The organism is Mesorhizobium sp. M0983, assembly GCF_040318975.1.
Lineage (GTDB): Bacteria > Pseudomonadota > Alphaproteobacteria > Rhizobiales > Rhizobiaceae > Mesorhizobium.
On record NZ_JAMYNH010000040.1, the window covers coordinates 10001 to 29915 of the forward strand.

Annotated in this window: 17 protein-coding genes (1 of these 17 only partly in view); 4 read left to right on the forward strand and 13 right to left on the reverse strand. The window is 64.2% G+C overall.

Translation table 11 applies throughout. From position 1 onward, the window contains the following. Positions 1–889 carry the final stretch of a M23 family metallopeptidase gene (locus NKH71_RS32045; protein WP_023722302.1) on the forward strand. The gene continues 1070 nt to the left of window position 1, outside the view, so the window shows 889 of its 1959 coding nt (coding positions 1071–1959); the start codon falls outside the window, past its left edge; it ends in the stop codon at positions 887–889. A gap of 17 nt (positions 890–906) precedes the next feature. On the opposite strand, the gene NKH71_RS32050 is transcribed toward NKH71_RS32045, so the two are convergent. Continuing rightward, a complete protein-coding gene (locus tag NKH71_RS32050; protein ID WP_352896194.1) occupies positions 907–2472 on the reverse strand; it encodes an MFS transporter in 1566 nt (521 codons plus the stop codon). Between the two features lie 171 nt (positions 2473–2643). On the opposite strand from NKH71_RS32050, the gene NKH71_RS32055 reads away from it, so the two are divergent. Beyond that, positions 2644–3276, forward strand: a complete 633-nt coding sequence (locus NKH71_RS32055) for a TMEM175 family protein (RefSeq protein WP_352496396.1) — start codon at positions 2644–2646, stop codon at positions 3274–3276. A gap of 20 nt (positions 3277–3296) precedes the next feature. On the opposite strand, the gene NKH71_RS32060 is transcribed toward NKH71_RS32055, so the two are convergent. The 9 genes from NKH71_RS32060 to NKH71_RS32100 all read right to left on the reverse strand — a co-directional run bounded on the left by NKH71_RS32060 (position 3297) and on the right by NKH71_RS32100 (position 15949). Next, the gene (locus NKH71_RS32060; RefSeq protein WP_352496395.1) at positions 3297–4763 is read right to left on the reverse strand and encodes a L,D-transpeptidase family protein; all 1467 of its coding nucleotides are present in this window, start codon (positions 4761–4763) and stop codon (positions 3297–3299) included. 235 nt (positions 4764–4998) lie between these two features. After that, the gene (locus tag NKH71_RS32065; RefSeq protein WP_023722299.1) at positions 4999–5364 is read right to left on the reverse strand and encodes an MmcQ/YjbR family DNA-binding protein; all 366 of its coding nucleotides are present in this window, start codon (positions 5362–5364) and stop codon (positions 4999–5001) included. 100 nt (positions 5365–5464) lie between these two features. Next, the gene (clpB, locus tag NKH71_RS32070) at positions 5465–8071 is read right to left on the reverse strand and encodes an ATP-dependent chaperone ClpB (protein ID WP_352896197.1); all 2607 of its coding nucleotides are present in this window, start codon (positions 8069–8071) and stop codon (positions 5465–5467) included. Positions 8072–8309: 238 nt separating this feature from the next. Next, entirely contained in the window at positions 8310–9269 is a 960-nt protein-coding gene (locus NKH71_RS32075; RefSeq protein ID WP_502899026.1) for a DUF4167 domain-containing protein, read from the reverse strand. 304 nt (positions 9270–9573) lie between these two features. Further along, complete coding sequence (gene prmC, locus NKH71_RS32080; protein WP_352896200.1) at positions 9574–10452, reverse strand: peptide chain release factor N(5)-glutamine methyltransferase; 879 nt, start codon at positions 10450–10452, stop codon at positions 9574–9576. After that, a complete protein-coding gene (gene prfA, locus NKH71_RS32085; protein WP_352857473.1) occupies positions 10445–11524 on the reverse strand; it encodes a peptide chain release factor 1 in 1080 nt (359 codons plus the stop codon). The genes prmC and prfA overlap by 8 nt, the downstream gene beginning before the upstream one ends. An 8-nt stretch (positions 11525–11532) precedes the next feature. Further along, positions 11533–13803, reverse strand: coding sequence for a phosphoenolpyruvate--protein phosphotransferase (ptsP, locus tag NKH71_RS32090; RefSeq protein ID WP_352483551.1), 2271 nt, complete (start codon positions 13801–13803; stop codon positions 11533–11535). 130 nt (positions 13804–13933) lie between these two features. Next, on the reverse strand, positions 13934–15187 hold the full coding sequence (locus NKH71_RS32095; protein ID WP_352496390.1) for an aspartate kinase: 1254 nt from the start codon (positions 15185–15187) through the stop codon (positions 13934–13936). Positions 15188–15382: 195 nt separating this feature from the next. Then, complete coding sequence (locus NKH71_RS32100) at positions 15383–15949, reverse strand: putative glycolipid-binding domain-containing protein (RefSeq protein ID WP_352896203.1); 567 nt, start codon at positions 15947–15949, stop codon at positions 15383–15385. Positions 15950–16166: 217 nt separating this feature from the next. Between NKH71_RS32100 and ubiG the strand changes: the two genes are divergently transcribed. Continuing rightward, the gene (gene ubiG / locus NKH71_RS32105) at positions 16167–16916 is read left to right on the forward strand and encodes a bifunctional 2-polyprenyl-6-hydroxyphenol methylase/3-demethylubiquinol 3-O-methyltransferase UbiG (protein WP_352896205.1); all 750 of its coding nucleotides are present in this window, start codon (positions 16167–16169) and stop codon (positions 16914–16916) included. A gap of 19 nt (positions 16917–16935) precedes the next feature. Here ubiG and NKH71_RS32110 read toward each other — a convergent pair whose 3' ends face one another. Then, entirely contained in the window at positions 16936–17826 is an 891-nt protein-coding gene (locus NKH71_RS32110) for a DMT family transporter (protein WP_352483547.1), read from the reverse strand. A 96-nt stretch (positions 17827–17922) separates the two neighbouring features. On the opposite strand from NKH71_RS32110, the gene NKH71_RS32115 reads away from it, so the two are divergent. Continuing rightward, entirely contained in the window at positions 17923–18408 is a 486-nt protein-coding gene (locus NKH71_RS32115; RefSeq protein ID WP_023722290.1) for a MarR family winged helix-turn-helix transcriptional regulator, read from the forward strand. 39 nt (positions 18409–18447) lie between these two features. On the opposite strand, the gene NKH71_RS32120 is transcribed toward NKH71_RS32115, so the two are convergent. Next, positions 18448–19101 (reverse strand): Vgb family protein, encoded by a 654-nt coding sequence (locus tag NKH71_RS32120; protein ID WP_023722289.1) that lies wholly within the window; start codon positions 19099–19101, stop codon positions 18448–18450. A 9-nt stretch (positions 19102–19110) separates the two neighbouring features. Next, positions 19111–19915 (reverse strand): winged helix-turn-helix domain-containing protein (locus NKH71_RS32125; protein ID WP_502900447.1); only part of this gene is annotated, 805 nt, incomplete at its 5' end.

Sequence of the window (19915 nt, forward strand, 5' to 3'; positions counted from 1 at the left end):
GGAGCCGGAGCCAAATCCCGAATTGCTGACGGCGTTCGACGATTCGCCTGCGCCCGTGGTGCGCGGCAATCTACCGAACGTCTATGACGGCATCTATCGCACCGCCTATTCCTACGGCATGTCCAAGGCGATGACGCAGCGGCTGATCAAGTTGCTGGCATCCGGTGTCGATTTCCAGTCGCGCCTCAGTCCCACGGATCGCATCGAGGTGCTGTTCTCGCAGCCCGATGGCGACGACCAGGCGTCCGACGAATCCGAGCTGCTTTACGTCTCCGCGACTTTCGGCGGCACGACGCGAAATTTCTACCGTTTCCAGATGCAGGACGGCAGCACCGACTATTTCGACGAAAACGGCAGCAGCGCCCAGCAGTTTCTGCTTCGCAATCCCTTGCCCAATGGCAGGTTTACGTCGGGGTTCGGTGCCAGGCGCCACCCCATTTTGGGGTATGTGAAAATGCATACCGGCACCGACTGGGCAGCTCCGGTGGGCTCGCCGATTATTGCCGCGGGCAACGGCGTCGTCGAAAAGGCCGGCTGGGCTGGCGGCTATGGCAAGCAGATCATCCTGCGGCACGCCAATGGTTACGAGACGTCCTACAATCACCAGAGCGCCTTTGCCAAGGGCATCGAGCCGGGTGTTCGCGTCCGCCAGGGTCAGGTTATCGGCTATCTCGGCTCAACCGGCCTCTCCACCGGTCCGCATCTTCATTACGAACTGATCGTCAACGGCACCAAGGTCGATTCGATGCGCGTCCGCCTGCCGGTCGGCAAGACGCTGAAGGGCGACGACCTCGTCGCCTTCAAGCGCGAGCGCGAACGCATCGACGACCTGCTCAAGCAGGAAGACAGCAATCAGTTGAAGGTAGCGAGCGCCAAGATCGAAGGCTGAGCCGACGTTTTTCGTCGTCAGCCCTGCTGATTCGCCGTGTCGCGCGCCCATGGCAGCCGCTCGCCGGAAACCGTCGTCCAGGCGGTGATTGCCGAAAGCAGGCAAAGCAGCGCGGTCACTGCGGCAACGGCCGCGAATGCCGCGTCGCTGGCGGCAAGCCGTGCCGCATCGAGATCGGGCGCCAGGCCGGCGGGCGCCGGTTCGCCGAAACCCGGAATGCCGGAGCCGGCACCGGTATCGAGCACGGCAGCGTAGACCCAGGCCGCCAGCGATCCCATCGCCGCCACGGCAATCAGGCCGCCGATGCGCGAGACGGCGTTGTTGATGCCCGAGGCCGCACCCGTATCCTTGTCCTCGACCGCCGTCATGATGGCGGTCGAGAGCGGCGACACCACCAGCGCCATGCCGAACCCCATCAGCGCCATCAGCGGGAACACCCCCAACCAGAAATTGTGGATGCCCCAATAGGCCAGCAAGGCAAGCCCGGCAAAGGCAACAGCCACCACCAGACTGCCGCTGGCGATCGGAAAGCGAGGCCCGATGCGGTCGGACCACTGGCCGACCGGCCCGGACAGCAGCGCGATCAATGCCGACAGCGGCAGGAAGATGAAGCCGACCTCGGCCGTGCTCAGCCCCCATCCGGCGATCATGAGCATCGGCAGATAGAACAGATTGGCCGACAGCGCGAAATAAAGGAAGAAGGTCGCCACATTGGCGCCCGCAAACGCCCCAATCCGAAACAGCGATAGGTCGATCATCGGCTCGCGCCGCCGGCGTTCGAAGACTATGAACACGACGAGCAAAACTGCGCCGGCGGCAATACTCGGGCCGGACATCAGCCCCTCCCCGTCACCGCTCATCGAGGTCAGGCCGTAAGCGAGCGCTCCGAACGCCAATATGGCGAGTGCTGCGCCGCCGAGATCGAGGCTGCGCTTTTCCGCCGGCGCGTCGGCGGGAACCTTGGCCAGCAGAAGATAGATCGAGATAAGACCGAGCGGCAGGTTGATGGCGAAGATCGCCCGCCAGATGCCGTCGCCGAAGGCCGACAGCACGAAGCCGCCCAGCACCGGACCGAGCGCCATCGTCAGCGCTGATGCCGCCGCCCAGATGCCGATCGCCCGGCCGCGTTCCTTTTTCGGGTAGGCTTTGGCGATAATGGCCAGGCTGCCCGGCACCATGACGGCCGCTCCAACACCCTGGATAGCCCGAAACGCAATAAGCACCGCCGGGTTAGGCGCCAACGCGCAGGCAAGCGAGGCGGCGATGAACAGGACGATGCCGGCGACGAAGGAGTGGCGCAGGCCGAAGCGATCGCCAGCGGCGCCGCCGACGAGAATGAGGGCTGAAAGCGTCAATGCATAGGCATTGGAAATCCATTGCGCCTCGGCGAGGCTGGCGCCGAGGTCGACGCGGATCGCCGGCGTCGCAATAGCCAGGACCGATCCGTCGATAAAGCCGAGTGCGGAAGCCAGGATCGCCGCGATCAGCACGAACCGCCGCTGCGCCTGCGGGCAAAACGTATCGGACGGAAGTGAGCCGGTCAGGGGAACGGCGCCGGTACCGACTTTGGTTGGCGTGTGCATGCTGCCTTACCTAGACCGCCGGGGGGGCCAGCGACAACCGGCCAGCAGGCTGTTCTCGTTGAAACCAGCCCGAACCTGGCCATGCAGGCAGGACCACGCCAGTGCGGGTGCAAACGGCCGATGCCGTGCTAAGCTTCTTGCAGCGCGACTGGCAAGGGGGAAAATACCCGCATGAAACGACCGCTCGAACCCTCGGCGGAAGGACGTGGGCGCGTCGTCGGCATCACCGACGGCGTGTTCGCCATCGCGCTCACCCTGATCGTTCTCGAGATCAGGGTGCCAGCGCATGAAACGGTGCATTCCGAAAACGAGTTGATCGCCGCGGTCGCAGCACTGGCGCCGCGTTTTCTGACCTATGCGCTCAGCTTCCTGACGCTGACCATCTTCTGGTTCGGCCAGCAGGCGCAGCACGGGCTGATCGCGAAGTCCGACAGGCGGCTTGCCACGCTGAACCTTTGTTTTCTCGGTTTCATCGCCTTGCTGCCGTTCTCGACCGATCTTTTGGCCGACTTCCTCGAATTCAGAACCGCCGTGCTCGTCTACTGGCTCAATCTTTTGATGCTCGGGCTGACGCTGCTCGCCAGTTGGCGCTATGCGGACAAAAACGGCCTCCTGGCGGAAGGCGTCGATGCGGAGACCACCCGAACGGTCTATCTGCGCATCGTCAAGGCGCAGATCCTGTGGGCGATCGGCGCTGCACTCTGCCTCGTCAGCCCGCTGCTCAGCGTCGGCTTCATGTTGGTGGTGCAGCTGATCTATGCGGCGGCGCCACGCGCGCGATTGCTGCGCAAGATCATCGGGTGAGTGGAGCGAAAACGCTCAACTCAGTCGACGAACTCCACCGTCACGCCGGGCGACACGATTTTGGCCAGCTCGCGCGCGTCCCAATTGGTCAGCCGCACGCAGCCATGGCTTTCGGTCTTGCCGATCTTGGACGGATCCGGGGTGCCGTGAATGCCATAGGTCGGCTTGTCCAGCGCAATCCAGACCGAGCCGACCGGACCGTTCGGCCCCGGCGGGATGGTCAGGATCCTGTCGTTTTCGCCCTGCTTGAAATTGATGTTCGGGTTGTAGGTGTAATTCGGATCCAACGCGACACGCGACACCGCATGGGTGCCGGACGGCGACGGCGTGTCCGACGAGCCGATGGTCGCCGGATAGGCCGCGACCAGCTTGCCCGCCGCATCATAGGCGCGGACCTGCTTGTTGGCCTTGTCGGCGATGATGCGCGCCACCGGCGTCGCCACCAGCCTGCCGAAATTGGCGACCTTGATGATGGTGCCGGGGCGGCTGAAATTGGCGTCCGGATTGAGCGATTTCAGATAGGCCTCGTCCATGTGGAAGCGCTCGGCCAGCGCCTCGGGCACCGACGTGTAGCCCATGCGGTCGAGCTGGGCCTTTTGGCTGTAGTCCTCCGGTATCGAGGCGACATAGGGGCCGGCCGCATCCTCGGGCGTGATCGTATAGGAGGCGAAGGCATCGCCACCGGATTGCGCCAGGGCGGCCTGGATGCCGATCGCATCGGTCGATTTCAGATTGCTGCCGGTGATCTCATTATAGGCGGCAAGCGCCTTGTCGACATTCGAGCCGAAGCGTCCGTCGATGACGCCTGGCGAAGAACCGGCACGGTCGAGCAGCACCTGCAGTGCCGCCACGTCCTGGCGGGCGCCGAGCGATAACGACGGGTCGACCGCCGTTTTGCCGCCAGTGCTTGGCGGCAAGGCCGCCTGCTCGCCCGGCACTGTCGGTTCGACCGGCTCGATCGAAGCCTCATTGAGCGGCTGGCGCTCAATGGTGCGCGGCTTCACCGGCTGCGCTTCCTCCGGAAAATTGTTGCCATAGCCGCCGTCATCCCGCGGCGCTTCGGGGAAGACTTCTGCCGAATTGTCGCCATAGGGGTCGTACTCGTCAGCCGGCGGCACGATGACCCTGCCTTCGTCTTCCAACCGCCTGCGACGGAACCGCGCCGTGTCCTCCGGATCGTCAAGATAATAGCGGTCGTCTTCGACCGGTCCGAGATTGCGCAGGCGCTCGCGGCGCAAGGCACGGCGATCGAGCCTGGTCTGCGGCGGCTGGATGGCGATAACCTTGCCGGTCTCCGCATCGACGATGACGCGGTTTCCCCTGGCGTCGTAATAGATGTCGAGATTGCCGTTCTGGGCGACAAGAATGCCGCCGTCATCGGCAGCACGACCCACCCGTGGCGCAGTATCCACTATCGGCGATGCCATCGTATTCGAAGCCAGCAGCCCGGCAGCAAGCGCTGAAAGGGTAAAGATGGTGCGCAACATGGTGGCCAAAATTCTCCGGTCCGTAATTGCCGCCGCCGGCATTGTCTCTCAAGAGCGCCGCGCGTCCTTTTGGGCTTAAGGACACTCTAACGCTTTAAATCTCCGCATCGTGCTTTGCGAAAATCAAAACTCGATTTCGGGCCGATGTGGTCGCGAACCCCTTCGCCAGCAAATCACTTGCGTACGATAAGGTTCCAATATGAACCGGGCATGAAGATGGCGGATTTCTGGCAGATCAACCGGCAATGAGTCCCAATTCCTTGCGCGCCTGCTTCGTCAGCTTCAGCGCGACGAGACGGTGGCTTTCGCGCAGATAATCCTTCAGCGCCTCGTCATCCATGCTTTCGCCTGTCTGGCGCTGGATCCATTTCATGCCGCGCGAGGCGAGATAGGGCGCCGGCCGAAGGCCCGGCTGTTCCCTCAGCACGTCATAGGCGATATCGGAGCATTTGAAGGTGACGAACGGCTCTTTGCCTTCACTCCAGCCGCCGATTGCAAACACCTTGCCGCCGACTTTCCAGACATGGGCGCCGCCCCACTGCACGACATGGGTCGTCGAAGGCAGCGAGGCGCAGAAGCTGTTATAATCGTCCAGCGTCATCTGCGCCCCGCCAATGATGGTAGACCATGAGATCATGGTCAAAAAAGAAGAGAGGAGCCCATCCCGATTCCATCGGGATGGAACAGGCTTTGGCTTGAAGTCAGGCGGCCGCCTCGGTTGCCACGACCGCCGGCTTCGAGCGGAAGTTCAGCCGGTCGGACCCGGCGGTGACCTTGACGGTCGAGCCGTCGAGGATCTCGCCGAGCAGGATCTTTTCCGCCAGCGGATCCTGCAATTCCTTCTGCATCACCCGCTTCAGCGGCCGCGCGCCGTAGGCCGGATCATAGCCCTTGGCCGCCAGCCAGTCGATCGCCTCCTGATCGAGCGAAAGCGCGATCTTGCGGTCGACAAGCAGGTTTTCCAGCCGCTTGAGCTGGATTTCGACGATGCGGCCCATATCCTGCCGGCGCAACCGGTGGAACAGGATCACCTCGTCGATGCGGTTGAGGAATTCCGGCCGGAACGAAGCCCTGACCACATTCATCACCTCGTCGCGCACCACGTCGACATCCTGGTCCTCGCCGAGATTGACCAGATATTCGGCGCCGAGGTTGGACGTCATGATGATCAGCGTGTTGCGGAAGTCGACCGTACGGCCCTGCCCGTCGGTCAGCCGGCCGTCGTCGAGCACCTGCAGCAGCACGTTGAACACGTCCGGATGCGCCTTCTCGATCTCGTCGAACAGCACGACCTGATAGGGCCGCCGCCGGATCGCTTCGGTCAGCGCGCCGCCTTCCTCATAGCCGACATAGCCGGGGGGCGCGCCGATCAGCCGGGCGACCGAGTGCTTCTCCATGAACTCCGACATGTCGATGCGCACCATGGCGCTCTCGTCGTCGAACAGGAAGCTGGCCAGTGCCTTGGTCAATTCGGTCTTGCCGACGCCCGTCGGTCCGAGGAACATGAACGAGCCGAGCGGCCGGTTCGGGTCCTGCAGGCCGGCGCGCGCACGGCGCACCGCTTTCGACACCGCCTGCACCGCCTCACCCTGGCCGACGACGCGCTTGCCGACCTCGTCTTCCATGCGCAACAGCTTGTCGCGTTCGCCTTCCAGCATCTTGTCGACCGGGATCCCCGTCCAGCGCGACACGATATGAGCGACGTGATCGGGGCCGACCACTTCCTCGACCATGCCGGCCTTGCCATCCCTGGCTTCAGCCTGCTTCAGCTGCTTTTCGAGTTCCGGGATCTTGCCATAGGCAAGTTCGCCGGCGCGCTGGAATTCGCCCTTGCGCTGCGCAATGGCAAGTTCGTTGCGCGCCTCGTCGAGCTGCTTCTTGAGGTCGGCGGCAAGCCCGAGCTTCTGCTTCTCGGCCTGCCACTTCGAGGTCAGCTCGGTCGATTCCTCCTCGAGGTTCGAGAGTTCCTTCTCAAGCCGGGTGAGCCGGTCCTTCGAGGCATCGTCCTTCTCGACCTTGAGCGCCTCGCGCTCGATCTTGAGCTGCATGATGCGGCGATCGATCTCGTCCAGCGCCTCGGGCTTCGAATCGACCTGCATCCTGAGCCGCGAGGCGGCCTCGTCGACGAGATCGATCGCCTTGTCCGGCAAGAAGCGGTCGGCGATGTAGCGGTTTGACAGCGTAGCGGCCGCGACCAGCGCCGAATCCGAGATGCGCACCTTGTGGTGCTGCTCGTATTTCTCTTTCAGGCCGCGCAGGATCGAGACGGTGTCTTCGACCGTCGGCTCATTGACGAAGACCGGCTGGAAGCGGCGGGCAAGGGCCGCATCCTTCTCGACATGCTTGCGGTATTCGTCGAGCGTGGTGGCGCCGACGCAGTGCAGTTCGCCGCGGGCCAGCGCCGGCTTCAGCAGGTTCGACGCATCCATGGCGCCATCCGCCTTGCCGGCGCCGACCAGGGTGTGCATCTCGTCGATGAACAGGATGATGCCGCCGGCGGCAGACGTGACTTCGGAAAGCACTGCCTTCAGCCGCTCCTCGAACTCGCCGCGGTATTTGGCGCCGGCGATCAGCGACCCCATGTCGAGCGCCATCAGCTGCTTGTCCTTGAGCGATTCCGGCACATCGCCATTGACGATGCGCAGCGCCAGCCCTTCGGCGATCGCCGTTTTGCCGACGCCGGGTTCGCCGATCAGCACCGGGTTGTTCTTGGTGCGGCGCGACAGCACCTGGATGGTGCGGCGAATTTCGTCATCACGACCGATGACCGGATCGAGCTTGCCCGCGCGGGCGTCCGCCGTCAGGTCGCGCGCGTATTTCTTCAGCGCGTCGTAGCCCTGCTCGGCGCTCGCCGAATCGGCGGTGCGACCTTTGCGTACGTCGTTGATGACCTGGTTCAGCGCCTGCGGCGTGACACCGGCCTTGGACAGGATGTCGGCGGTCTTGGCCGACTTTTCCATGGCAAGCGCCTGCAGAAGCCGTTCGACGGTAACGAAGCTGTCACCGGCCTTCTTGGCCAGTTCCTCGGCGGTCGAGAACACCTTTGCCAGCGGCTGCGCCAAGTAGAGCTGGCCATTGCCGCCCTCGACCTTGGGCATTGCCTCCAGTGCCGTTTCGACGCCGAGCTTGACGTCACGGACATTGCCGCCGGCGCGCTCGATCAGCGACGCAGCCAGGCCCTCGTCGTCATCGACAAGGACCTTGAGGATATGCTCGGGGGTGAATTGCTGGTGGCTGCGGGAAAGCGCCATGGTTTGCGCGGACTGGATAAAGCCACGCACGCGCTCGGAATATTTTTCAAGATTCATGCCTGTCTCCTTCCGTCACCGGCCCGCTTCGCGGCACCGGATCAGATTGCGGTGACGGACCCGCCCGTTCGAGCCGGATCCTGTTCACGCAAGATATGGGACGCAAACCACGGACCCTCAAGACGCCTCGACACTGGCGAACGCATAATATTCCGAGCGCGCAAAAGGAAAACGGCGGAGATTTCTCTCCGCCGTCCAGGGTAAAGGATGCGCTAAGATCGCCTGAACGTTTCTTCGATCAATTCTCGACGTCGGCAATAATAGGTTGACCGCCGGCATCTTCAGCCGGCGCCGCATCGACATTGCCAGTTTCGGCACGGTCAGGGCCGGAACTGTCAGGGCCGGCATTGTCGTTGCCGCCATTTGCCTGTTCGACATCGAGGCGCGGACGACGCGGACGCCTGGGGCGGCGGGCCGGGCTGTTTTCGGCAGCAGCTTCGTTGAGCTCGGCCTGGGCGGCGAGACCCGCCGGCGAAAGGTTTTCGAATTGCGGTGCGGGCTCGCTCACAAAGACCGGCTCAGCGGCCGGCACGGGCTCCGCCTGCGCCGGCATCTCGTCGCGCTGTGGCTGTTGTTCGACGCGCTGGCCACCCTGCTGCTCGCCGCGCGCGCCATATTCGCCGCGCTGGCCGTTCTGACCGTAACCGCCATTGGGGCGACGGTCGCGGTGGCGTCCGCCATTGTTGTCGCGGCCGTCACGGTTATCGCGGCCGCCCCGATTGTCGCGGCTGTTTTCCTGGTTCAGAGCCAGTTCGGCCGGCGTGCCATCGATGACCGGCTGCGGGCCGGCACCGTGATTGGCCGACGCCGAGGCCTCGTTGGCATTGTTGTTGCCGGCATTGTCGAACTCGTCGCGATCCTCGTCGCCGTCATCGTCGAAATCGTCTCGATTCTGCTGCGCGTTCTGGATCGGCATCTGTGCCTGAGCGGCTGCGATGATGCGGTTATAGTGCTCGGCATGCTGGAGATAGTTTTCCGCCATCACCCGGTCGCCGGAGCTTTGCGCGTCACGGGCAAGGGTTGCGTACTTCTCGGCAATCTGCTGAGCCGATCCGCGGATCTTCACGTCCGGACCGTTGCTCTCATAGTTGCGCGTCAGGGGATTCGGCCCCTTTCGGTTGTTGTTGTTATTGTTGTTGCCGCCGCCGCCATTGTTGTTGCGACCGCGCATGCGCCTGTTTTGCTGTTGTGGCCTCATTAGACTCTCTTCACTTTGAAATTTTCGAAAAACTCTTCACGAACGGAGGCGCTCATGCGGCCAGCCGTTTCGTTCCTTCACCGGCGTTCGCCCGCATCAATTGCGTTGGCGCCACGTGCCATCCTGTTCCGGTTACTTCACTTGCCGGACGATTCCCGCACGAAGCTTGGGCGTCGTTTGCGCAAGAAGGCAGCTATTTCCAAGGAAAACCGAATCGCTAAGAGCACTGCCTGCTTCGTCTCATCCGGTTAAGGCGACCCTAGCCGCATTCCCCGGTATTGCCAAGCGCTTTTTTCGCACTGCATCACGGCTTCCACCGTTCGAACACAAGAACTCTGTCGTTTCCGCCGAGATCACGAAACACCCCGACCGGACAGTACCCGGCCGCGGAGAATATCCCCGTAACCTGTTGGTGCTGCGTATGGCCGATCTCGACCGCAATCCTGCCTTGGAGTTCCAAATAGGCTGCCGCTCCTGCGGCGATCTTCCTGTAGGGGCTCAGACCGTCCACGCCGCCATCCAGGGCCTGGCGTGGATCGAAACCGCGGACCTCGTCCTGCAGATTTCCAATGTCGTCTGAGGGTATATAGGGAGGGTTTGCGACAATTACATGGTACCGGCCAGAAACTTTTTCAAACCAGTCGGATTTGAGCGCCGTGAACCGACCGGCGAGCCCCAATTCCCCGGCATTACGCATGGCCGTGACCAGCGCCTCTCGCGAAATGTCGACGCCGGTGGCGGTCGCGGCCGGGACAGCGCTGAGCAGCGCCAGCGCGATGGCACCGGCGCCGGTCCCCAGATCGAGGACGCGGCAGCCGCCTTCGCGTGCCGCCACTGCCTTGACGAAGGGCAGTATAGCCTCGACCAGCGTTTCGGTATCCGGCCGCGGCTCCAGCGTTTGCGGCGAAAGCGACAGGCGCAAGCCGTAGAATTCGCGATAGCCGAGGATGCGGTGCACCGGCTCGCCGGCGATACGCCGCCGCAGTGCGGCATCGATCGCTGCTCTCACGCCCGCATCGACCGTTTGCTCGGGATCGGCGATGGCCTGCGTGCGGGTCGTGCCGGAAAAATGCTCGACGATCAGCCTGGCATCGAGCGCCGGATCCGCGATCCCGGCCGCGGTAAGCCGGTTTCGCGCCTCCCGCAACAGTGAGGCGAGCGTGCCGGGCAGGCCGTCAGCCATCGAGGCCGATATCGGCGAGCAGCTTCGACTGGTGATCGGCGATCAGCGCGTCGATGATCTCGTCAAGCTCACCCATCATCACCCGGTCGAGCTTGTAGAGCGTCAGGTTGATGCGATGATCGGTGACGCGCCCTTGCGGAAAATTATAGGTGCGGATGCGTTCCGAGCGGTCGCCCGAGCCGACCTGCGACTTGCGCGATTCGGAGCGTTCCTCGTCCGCCTTGCTGCGCTCGAGGTCGTAGAGCCTGGCGCGCAGGATCTGCATGGCCTTCGCCCGGTTCTGGTGCTGCGACTTTTCCGCCTGCACCACCATGATGCCGGTCGGCAGATGGGTGATGCGCACGGCCGAATCGGTGGTGTTGACGTGCTGGCCGCCGGAACCCGAGGCGCGCATCGTGTCGATGCGGATGTCTTCGGCCCTGATGTCGATATCGACCTCTTCCGCTTCCGGCAACACCGCGACCGTCGCCGCCGAGGTATGGATGCGCCCGCCCGCCTCCGTCGTCGGCACGCGCTGCACGCGGTGCACGCCGGATTCGAATTTCAGATGCGCAAAGACGCCCTTGCCCGAAACGGTGGCTATGATTTCCTTGTAGCCGCCGACCTCGCCCTCGCTGGCCGACACCGTCTCGAAACGCCAACCATGCGCCGCGGCATAGCGCTCGTACATGCGAAACAGGTCGCCGGCGAAAAGTGCCGCCTCGTCACCGCCGGTGCCGGCGCGGATTTCGAGGATGGCGTTCTTTTCGTCGGCGGCATCCCTTGGCAACAGCAGGATCTGGATGTCCTGCTGCAGCGCCTCGATGCGATGCTTGACCCCTGGGAGATCGGCCTCGGCCAAGGCCCGCATCTCGGCGTCGGTGCCCTTGTCGGCGAGCATCGCCTCCAGATCGGCCTGTTCGCGCTCCGCGGCGCGCAGCGCCCTGATCTTTGCCACCATCTCCTGGATGTCGGCATATTCGGAGGCCATCCTGACATAGGCGTCCGCCGCCGGCCCGGCCGACATCTGCGCTTCGAGCATGTCGAAACGCTTGACGACTTGGTCCATACGGTCGCGGGGCAGGTTGATCATGGCGAAGTCTATAGCGGTATGGAGCGGTCGTCGGCAAAGGCTTGCAGCAGCGCCCGCATCGGCAGGCCTTGCGCCGGCGCCATCAGATTGTCGTCGAAGAACGCTTCCAGTTCGCTGAGCGGCAGTTCCGTCAGCATCGCCTTGACCGGGCCGATCGAAGCCGGCGACATCGAGATCGAGCGATAGCCAAGGCCGATCAGCGCCATCGCCGAAATCGGCTTGCCGGCAAGTTCGCCGCACAGGGTCACCGGCGTATGGTTGCGCGCTCCGGCGTCGGCAATTTTCTTCAAAACACGCAGGAACGGCGTCGAGAGCGGGTCGAAGCGGTCGGACAATTGGGTGTTGCCGCGATCCACCGCCATGACGAACTGGAACAGATCGTTCGAGCCGACCGAGACGAAATCGACCGCCTTCATCAACTCGTCGAGCTGGAACAGCAGCGACGGCACCTCCAGCATCGCGCCCACCTTGAGGCTGGTCGGCAAATGATGGGCAAAGCGCGACAAATGCCGCACCTCGCGATCAATGATCTCGCGCGCCTGCACGATCTCGCCGAGTTCCGTCACCATTGGCAGCATCAGCTTCAGTTCGCGCCCGCCGCACGCCTTGAGCAGTGCGCGGATCTGGGTGCGCAGCAGGCCGGGCCGGTCGAGCGTCAGGCGGATGGCGCGCCAGCCGAGCGCCGGGTTCTCCTCCTGGATCGACCCCTTGAAATAGGGCAGCACCTTGTCGCCGCCGATATCGATGGTGCGGAACGTCACCGGCTTGCCGCGCGCCGCCTCGAGCACGTCGCGATAGAGCCGCTCCTGCGCTTCGGCGCGCGGAAAAGTCGAGGCGACCATGAATTGCAGCTCGGTGCGGAACAGGCCGATGCCGGCCGCGCCAGCTTCGGCCAGTTGCGGCAGGTCGACCGCCAGCCCGGCATTCATCAGAAGATCGACCTGGACACCGTCCTTGGTCACCGACGGCTTCTTGCGCAGCTCGCGGTAGACCTCCTGCCGCCGCGCCCTGAAGCGCACTTTCTCGGCATAGGCCGCCTCGAGGTCGGGCTGCGGGCGCAGATGGATCGCGCCTTCCTCGCCGTCGACGATGATGGCATCGCCGTTTTCCGCCATGGAAACGGCGCCCTTCATCTGGCCGGCGACCGGTATGCCCATCGCACGGGCCACGATGACGACATGGCTGGTCGCCGCGCCGTCCTCCAGCACCAGTCCGCGCAGCTTGTCTCTGGGATAGTCAAGCAGCTCGGCAGCACCCATCGAGCGGGCGACGATAATGGCGTCCTTGGGCAGCGAGGCCGCGACGTCCTCCGGTCCGCGCCCCATAAGCTGCCGCAGCAACCGGTTGGCGAGATCGTCGAAATCGCTCATCCGTTCGCGCAGATACGGATCGGTCATGTGCAGCATGCGGGCACGCATGTCGCTCTGCACCTTTTCGACCGCCGCTTCGGCCGTCAGGCCGTTGCGGATCGCCTCCTCCAGCCGGCGTACCCAGCCACGGTCGTTGGCGAACATGCGATAGGCTTCGAGCACCTGGCGATGCTCGCCCTCGAAGGCGACGTCGCGGCGCTCCAGCATGTCGTCGATGGAGAGCCTGAGCGAGCCGAGGGACGCGTCGAGCCGCCTGACCTCCTCCTCGCTGTCCTCGTTGAACAGGTTGGTGACGACAATGCGCGGCTCGTGCAGCACCACATGGCCGAGCCCGACGCCTTCATTGAAGGACAGGCCGGTAAAGCTTACCGGGCGACGCAGATCGAGCTCGAGGCCGGGGCGCGTCAGCCGCTCCAGATCGCCGGTGGCGATCATCTCGGCGATCACCATCGCCGTCGTTTCCAGCGCCTCGACCTCGTCGTCTCGATAATGGCGCATGGTCTTGTTCTGCACGACCAGGACGCCGAGCGTCCGCCCTGCCCTCAGCACCGGCACGCCGAGGAAGGAATTGTAGATTTCTTCCCCGGTCTCCGGCAGGTAGGCGAAGGCAGGATGCTCCTGTGCATTGGAAAGGTTGAGCGGCCGCGCCGAGGCCGCGATCGTGCCGACCAGGCCTTGACCCAGCCTGAGCTGCGCCAGGTGGACGGCGTTCGGGTTCAGGCCTTCGGTGGCGTAGAGCTCGAGCACCGAATCGGCGCGCAGCACATAGAGCGAGCAGACCTCGGCAACCATGTTGGAGGCGATGTCGCGCACGATCCGGTCAAGCCGCTCCTGCGGCTCCAGCGGCTCTTGCATGAGCTCGCGGAGCCGTTTCAGCAAAACGCGCGGGCCACTGGCCGAATCACGCATCGCGGCTTCTTCTCCAATAGCATTTCAGCCGGTGCAGGTTGCCCTGCACAGCGGCACAAACGCAACAACTCAATTAGAGCGCCGTGCGTCCAATTGGACGCATAAAGGCCGCTCCAAGACTTTCGATCTGCTACTGCTTATCCAGACCGTAGACGGAATGCAAAGTGCGAACTGCTAGTTCCGTATAGGGACCGTCGATCAGGATCGAAATCTTGATTTCGGACGTTGTAATGGCGCGGATGTTGATCGACCTGTCGGCCAGCGCCTTGAAGGCGGTGGCGGCGACGCCGGCATGGCTGCGCATGCCGATGCCGATGACCGAGACCTTTGACATGCCGGCTTCCGACTGCACCACATCGTAGCCGATCGTCGCCTTCAGCCGTTCGAGCACGGCAAGCGCCTTGTCGACGTCGCCGGATGGCACGGTGAAGGTCATATCGGTGAACTTGCCGTCCTCGGAAATGTTCTGGACGATCATGTCGACGTTGATGTTGGCCTCGGCGAGCGGCCCGAAAATGCCGGCGGCGACGCCCGGCCGGTCGCCGACGCGGCGCAGCGATATCTGCGCCTCGTCCTTGGCATAGGCAATTCCGGTGACGACCTGCTGTTCCACGATCTCTTCCTCGTCGCAAATAAGCGTTCCCGGCGGATTGAGCAAATCCCCCATTCCGGGTGCATCGGGATCGTCGAAGGACGACCGCACAAAGGTACGCACCCTGTGCACCATGGCAAGCTCGACCGAGCGCACCTGCAGGACCTTGGCGCCCAGCGAGGCCATTTCGAGCATTTCCTCGAAGGAAATCTTGGCCAGCCGCCGCGCCTTCGGCTCGATGCGCGGATCGGTCGTGTAGACCCCGTCGACATCGGTGTAGATGTCGCAGCGGTCGGCCTTGACCGCCGCCGCGATGGCGACAGCGCTGGTATCGGAACCGCCGCGGCCGAGCGTTGCGATCCGGTTGTCCGGCCCGATGCCCTGGAAACCGGCCACCACCGCCACCTGGCCTTCGCCGAAGCGCTTGATCAGGAACGCGCCGTCAATATCGAGAATGCGCGCCGCGCCATGCGCGTTGTCGGTCTTGATCGGGATCTGCCAGCCTTGCCAGGAGCGGGCATGCACGCCGATATTCTGCAGCGCGATCGCCAGCAAGCCGGCGGTGACCTGCTCGCCGGCCGCGACGACGGCGTCATATTCGCGCGCATCGTGCATCGGCGAGGCCTCGCGCGTCCAATGCACGAGCTCGTTGGTCTTGCCGGCCATCGCCGAGACCACGACGGCGACCTCATGGCCGGCATCGACCTCGCGTTTGACGTGACGCGCCACATTGCGGATGCGGGCGATGTCGGCGACGGACGTTCCGCCGAATTTCATCACGATGCGCGCCATGGAAGCGAAATGCCTTTGACTGAATGCCGGACCGAGGGCCGAAAAGCGGAAATGCGTCCGACCGGGCCGGACGCTCAATGCGCGGCCTCCTTAGCCAAATGATCGCGGTTTCGCAAGGCATGCCGCCGCTGCCGGCCAGGCGACACACGAGCGCAGTGTCACGCCTGCACTGCTTGTTGGCAAATGCCGCTCGCTTCAGCCCTGCAGTGCCGTGGCTCTCCACAGGCGCGGATAATCGAGGACGAAACCGAGCGGCGAGACCTCCAGCATCTCGTTGTAGCCGAACAGCGGCGCGGCATAGGCGTAGTGTGCTGCATCGACGCGTCGATAGGTCTGTTCCAGGTGCGTCAGCCTCAGGTCGGGAAATGTCAGATAGGCCGCCGGGGCGGGCGTCGCCGTGCCGACATCGAGGGCAAAACGGCGGAGCGCCAAAAGGTTTGTGGCGGGCGTGAAGCCGAGATCGACATCGATGAGACCGTCGGCTTCCGCTTGATGCTCGCCGTTCAGCGTCCATTGGCGCTCGGTAAGCCGGTCGATGCCATAATGCAGCTCTTGCGTGCCGAGGAAGCCGTCGGCACGCGCCGAGCGCGTATGCCAGCCGGTATCGCAGTCCACCTCGTAGGCGATGCTGCACGGCTTGCCGTCCTGGACGAAAAGCGCGTGTCCCCTGAGGTTCCACCCGGAACTCGCTTCCGACAGCAGGCAAGCGTCGTGGCCTTCCTGGTCAAGCCGGCGCCAAAGAATGGAAGCAACCGTTCGCATCGTTGTGCACTCCTTCGATCACGATGTCTCTGCTTCGTCCGCCAGGGCATTGGTGTTTCCTTCCGGCACACCATCAACTGACATGTGCTGACACAATTGCCTCCGGCAAAAGGCGGTGCTGTCAGGCATCACGCGCATCGCGCTGCCGGCGGTGAATTTCGCGCCTTGACATTCGCAGCCTTGCGCCCGACTTCCTAGCGTCCGAGGAGACCACGCCATGCCAGAGCCCCGACGATCGACGATCGATGCCGGAGAGGTGGAACGATTTTCCGCCCTTGCCGCCGAATGGTGGAACCCGAACGGCAAGTTCCGCCCGCTGCATAAGTTCAACCCGATCCGGCTTGCCTATATCCGCGACCAGGTGGCGGCCCGCTTCGGCCGTGATCCGCGTGCGGCAAGGCCGTTCGAAGGCCTGCGCTTCCTCGACATAGGCTGCGGCGGCGGGCTTTTGTGCGAGCCGATGGCGCGGCTTGGCGCCGAAGTGGTCGGCGCCGATGCCTCAGTCACCAACATTGAGGTGGCGAAGCTGCATGCCGCGGAAGTCGGCGTCACGGTGGACTACCGCGCAACGACCGCGGAAGACCTGGCCGACGCCGGCGAAAAATTCGACGTCATCCTCAACATGGAAGTGGTCGAGCATGTCGCCGATGTCGATCTGTTCCTGGCCAAATGCGGCGAGATGGTCAAGCCCGGCGGCATCATGTTCGTCGCCACCATCAACCGCACGCTGAAGGCCCTGGGCCTGGCCATCATCGGCGCCGAATATGTGCTGCGCTGGCTGCCCCGCGGCACCCACCAGTTCGGCAAGCTGGTGCGCCCCGAGGAACTCGAAAAGGCGCTTGCCGGCGCCGGCCTGACCGTCATCGACCGCACCGGGGTCACCTACAGCCCGCTCGCCGATCGCTGGCAGCGGTCGAAGGACATGGACGTCAACTACATGGTGCTGGCGGAGAAGGTATCCGTCTGAAGCTTACGCCTTCTGGCCCCTATGTCTTCTGGCTTTGCGCCTTGGTGGTGATGAACACGCCGGCGGTGATGATGACGGCACCCGCCCAGGTCAGCAACTGATAGCGCTCGCCGAGGAAGAGCGTCCCGGCAAACAGCCCGACCGCCGCCGCCACATAGCCGATCTGGCTGAGATAGACCGGGCCGCCGACCGCTTGCAGGCGGAAGAAGAAGGCGAACATCGCCGAGGCTGATGCCACCTGTGCCGCAGCGACCAGCGGCACGCCGCCGAGCGACCCGAATGCATTGCCGCCCAGCAGGACCAGAATGCCGGCAAGCAGCATCAAGGCTGCTGCCAGATGGCTGCCGACGGCAAGCTCGATCGGGCCGGTGTCTTCAGGCCAGTCGACGGTGCGGTAGATGTTGCCGGCGGCGAGGCTGACCGGGATGAGCAGGCCCATCGCCACCCAGAAAAATTCGGCCGGATGGCCCGCTTCCCCGCGCGTCACGGCCACCATGACTGCGCCCACGAAACCGACGACTATGCCGACGATGCCCAGCATGGTCGGGCGCCTGACCCCGAGCAGCATCGAGAACACCAGCGTGACGACCGGCGACAGCGTGAACATGATGCCGCTGTAGCCGGCGCCCAGATGCGGAATGGCTGAAAACATCAGCAGATTGGGGATTGCGTAGGAGACGGCCGCGGTGACAAAGAAATAGCGCAGCCTGTGCGGCGAAAGCCGCATGCGCTGCCCGTTGAGCAGCAATGCGCACAAAAGCACGCCGCCGGCGCCAAGCGAGATGACGAAGGCCCAGACCATGGCGGGGACGCCGGCCGCCGTCGCGATCTTGCCGAACGGCAGCGTCAGGCCGAGCAGTCCACCGGTGACGACCAGAAGGCCAAGCGCCGAGTCCCAGAGAAATTTCATCGCCGTCCCATCGCCTGTTCGCACTTGGCCGATACCACAAGCTGAGGTACGATACGGTAAAGATTCTTCACGTCAAGATACATAACGGTGAGAGACATGGATCGCGCAGCAAAAGCGATCGAGCAGTGGAAAAAGGAACGGCCGGATCTCGATGTCTCGCCGATGGCCGTGCTCGGACGGTTGAACGAGGCTGCCTCGTTGATCGCGCGGGAGCGGCTGGCGCCGCTGTTTGCAAGTTACGGACTGCAATCCGGAGAATTCGATGTGCTGGCGACGCTGCGTCGTTCCGGGCCGCCATACGCGCTGACGCCGACCGCTCTGTACGAGGCGACGATGGTGACGTCGGGCGCGATGACCAACCGCCTCGATCGGCTTGAGAAATCCGGCCTGATCAAGCGCGGGCCGCATCCCGACGATCGCCGCGGCATCGTCGTACAACTGACCCGGAAGGGCCTCGCTTTGATCGACGAGGCGGTTGCCGCGCACGTTGCCAACGAGCACGAGATACTTTCCGGCCTGATACGCCCGGAGCAGGTCATGCTGGCACGCCTGCTCGAAAAATTGATCGCGAGCCTAGGCTAACCAAACCGGCCAAAAGGGCCGGCCGAGAAGGTGGAAAACTCAAATCCTGGCCGCGGAGCCTCGTTTGGGCCGGCGGACAGCTCTGATCTTGCCGCTGTTTCCGCCGCCACAGAAAAACTGGTCACCGCCATCGGATTCGAGCCCCGACACGCCTGTTCCTGGCGGCATATCGAGCTTCTCCAGGACCTTTCCCGTTTCAGGATCGATCCGCCGGACATCGCTCTCCTCACCCTCCCAGGTGCCATGCCACAGCTCGCCATCGACCCAGCTGACCCCGGTGACGACGCGGTTGGAAACGATGGTGCGAAGGATTGCCCCTGTCTCGGGATCGACCTGATGGATCTTTCGGCCCCGGTGCTGCCCGACCCAGAGTGTTCCTTCGGCCCAGGCGAGCCCGGAATCACCGCCATTGCCGGGCGCCGGGATCGACGCCAGCACCTGGCCATTCTTCGGATCGATCTTGTGGATGCGATCCTCGGCGATCTGATAGAGGTGCTGGCCGTCGAAGGCCGTTCCGGCGTGTGCCGCGACATCGATCGAGCGCACTACTTTGCCGCTCGCCGGATCGAAGGCGTTCAATCTGTCGCCTGACGCAAACCAGACATGCTCACCGTCGAAGGTGACGCCGTCGACGTGGTCGACACCCGGAAAGGGTCCATATTCACGGAGGATTTCGGCTGAGGATCGTTTCATAATACCACCCTAGTAGCCCGGCAACGGGCCGGGGAGTAACAAGATTGTCGGGAAACCCGGTACCGGCGGGGTCATCCAGCGACGCGCCCGCCCGCGGCCGAACGACTGCACCTTGCCTGACTGGGCGAGCTGCTCGAGCGCCCGCTGCACGGTACGCGAACTGGCTCCAAGCGCAATCGCCAAGGCCGAGCTCGACCACGACTCGCCGTCGGCGAGGAAGGCGAGCACCGCGGCATGATCGTCCTCGACGGGCGGCGCCAGCACGACGACCTCGCCGGCGCGGCGTGGCGCCAGGGCAAAGCCCCGCTTCGTCGCGCTCACATCGGCCAAGCTCCGAAGCTCCGCGCGAAGTCGCCCGATTTCGACCCGTAACCGCGCGCGATGTGATTCGTCCGCGTCCTTTCCGCGGAAAGCGCGCGCAATAAGCGTCGATCTTGCCACGTCCCTCGGCCAGGCTTCGGCCAGCGCGCGGGCAACAGCGAACAGCACCGGGCGGGTCGCCAGCGAGATGACGGTGTCTGCGACCCGCACGACATTGCGGCATGCATCCACCACCAGCGCCCCCGACGCCAGGAGCGCTTCGACTTCGTCGAGCAGAAGGGGCCGTTCCTCGCCACGGGCGACAAGGCGTGCCGCCGGCGTCTCCAGCACCAGCGATGCGCTCTCCACCTCTGCGGTCAGCGCGGGGATGCCGGCCGCGGGGGGCGCCCGCCCCCCCCCGAGCGCGGCGGCGCGCGCCCCCCCCCCGCACCCGCGGGCGCGCGCCGGTGAGGCGCGCCGCCCCCCCGACGGGGCGCCCGGCGCGGCGCGGCGG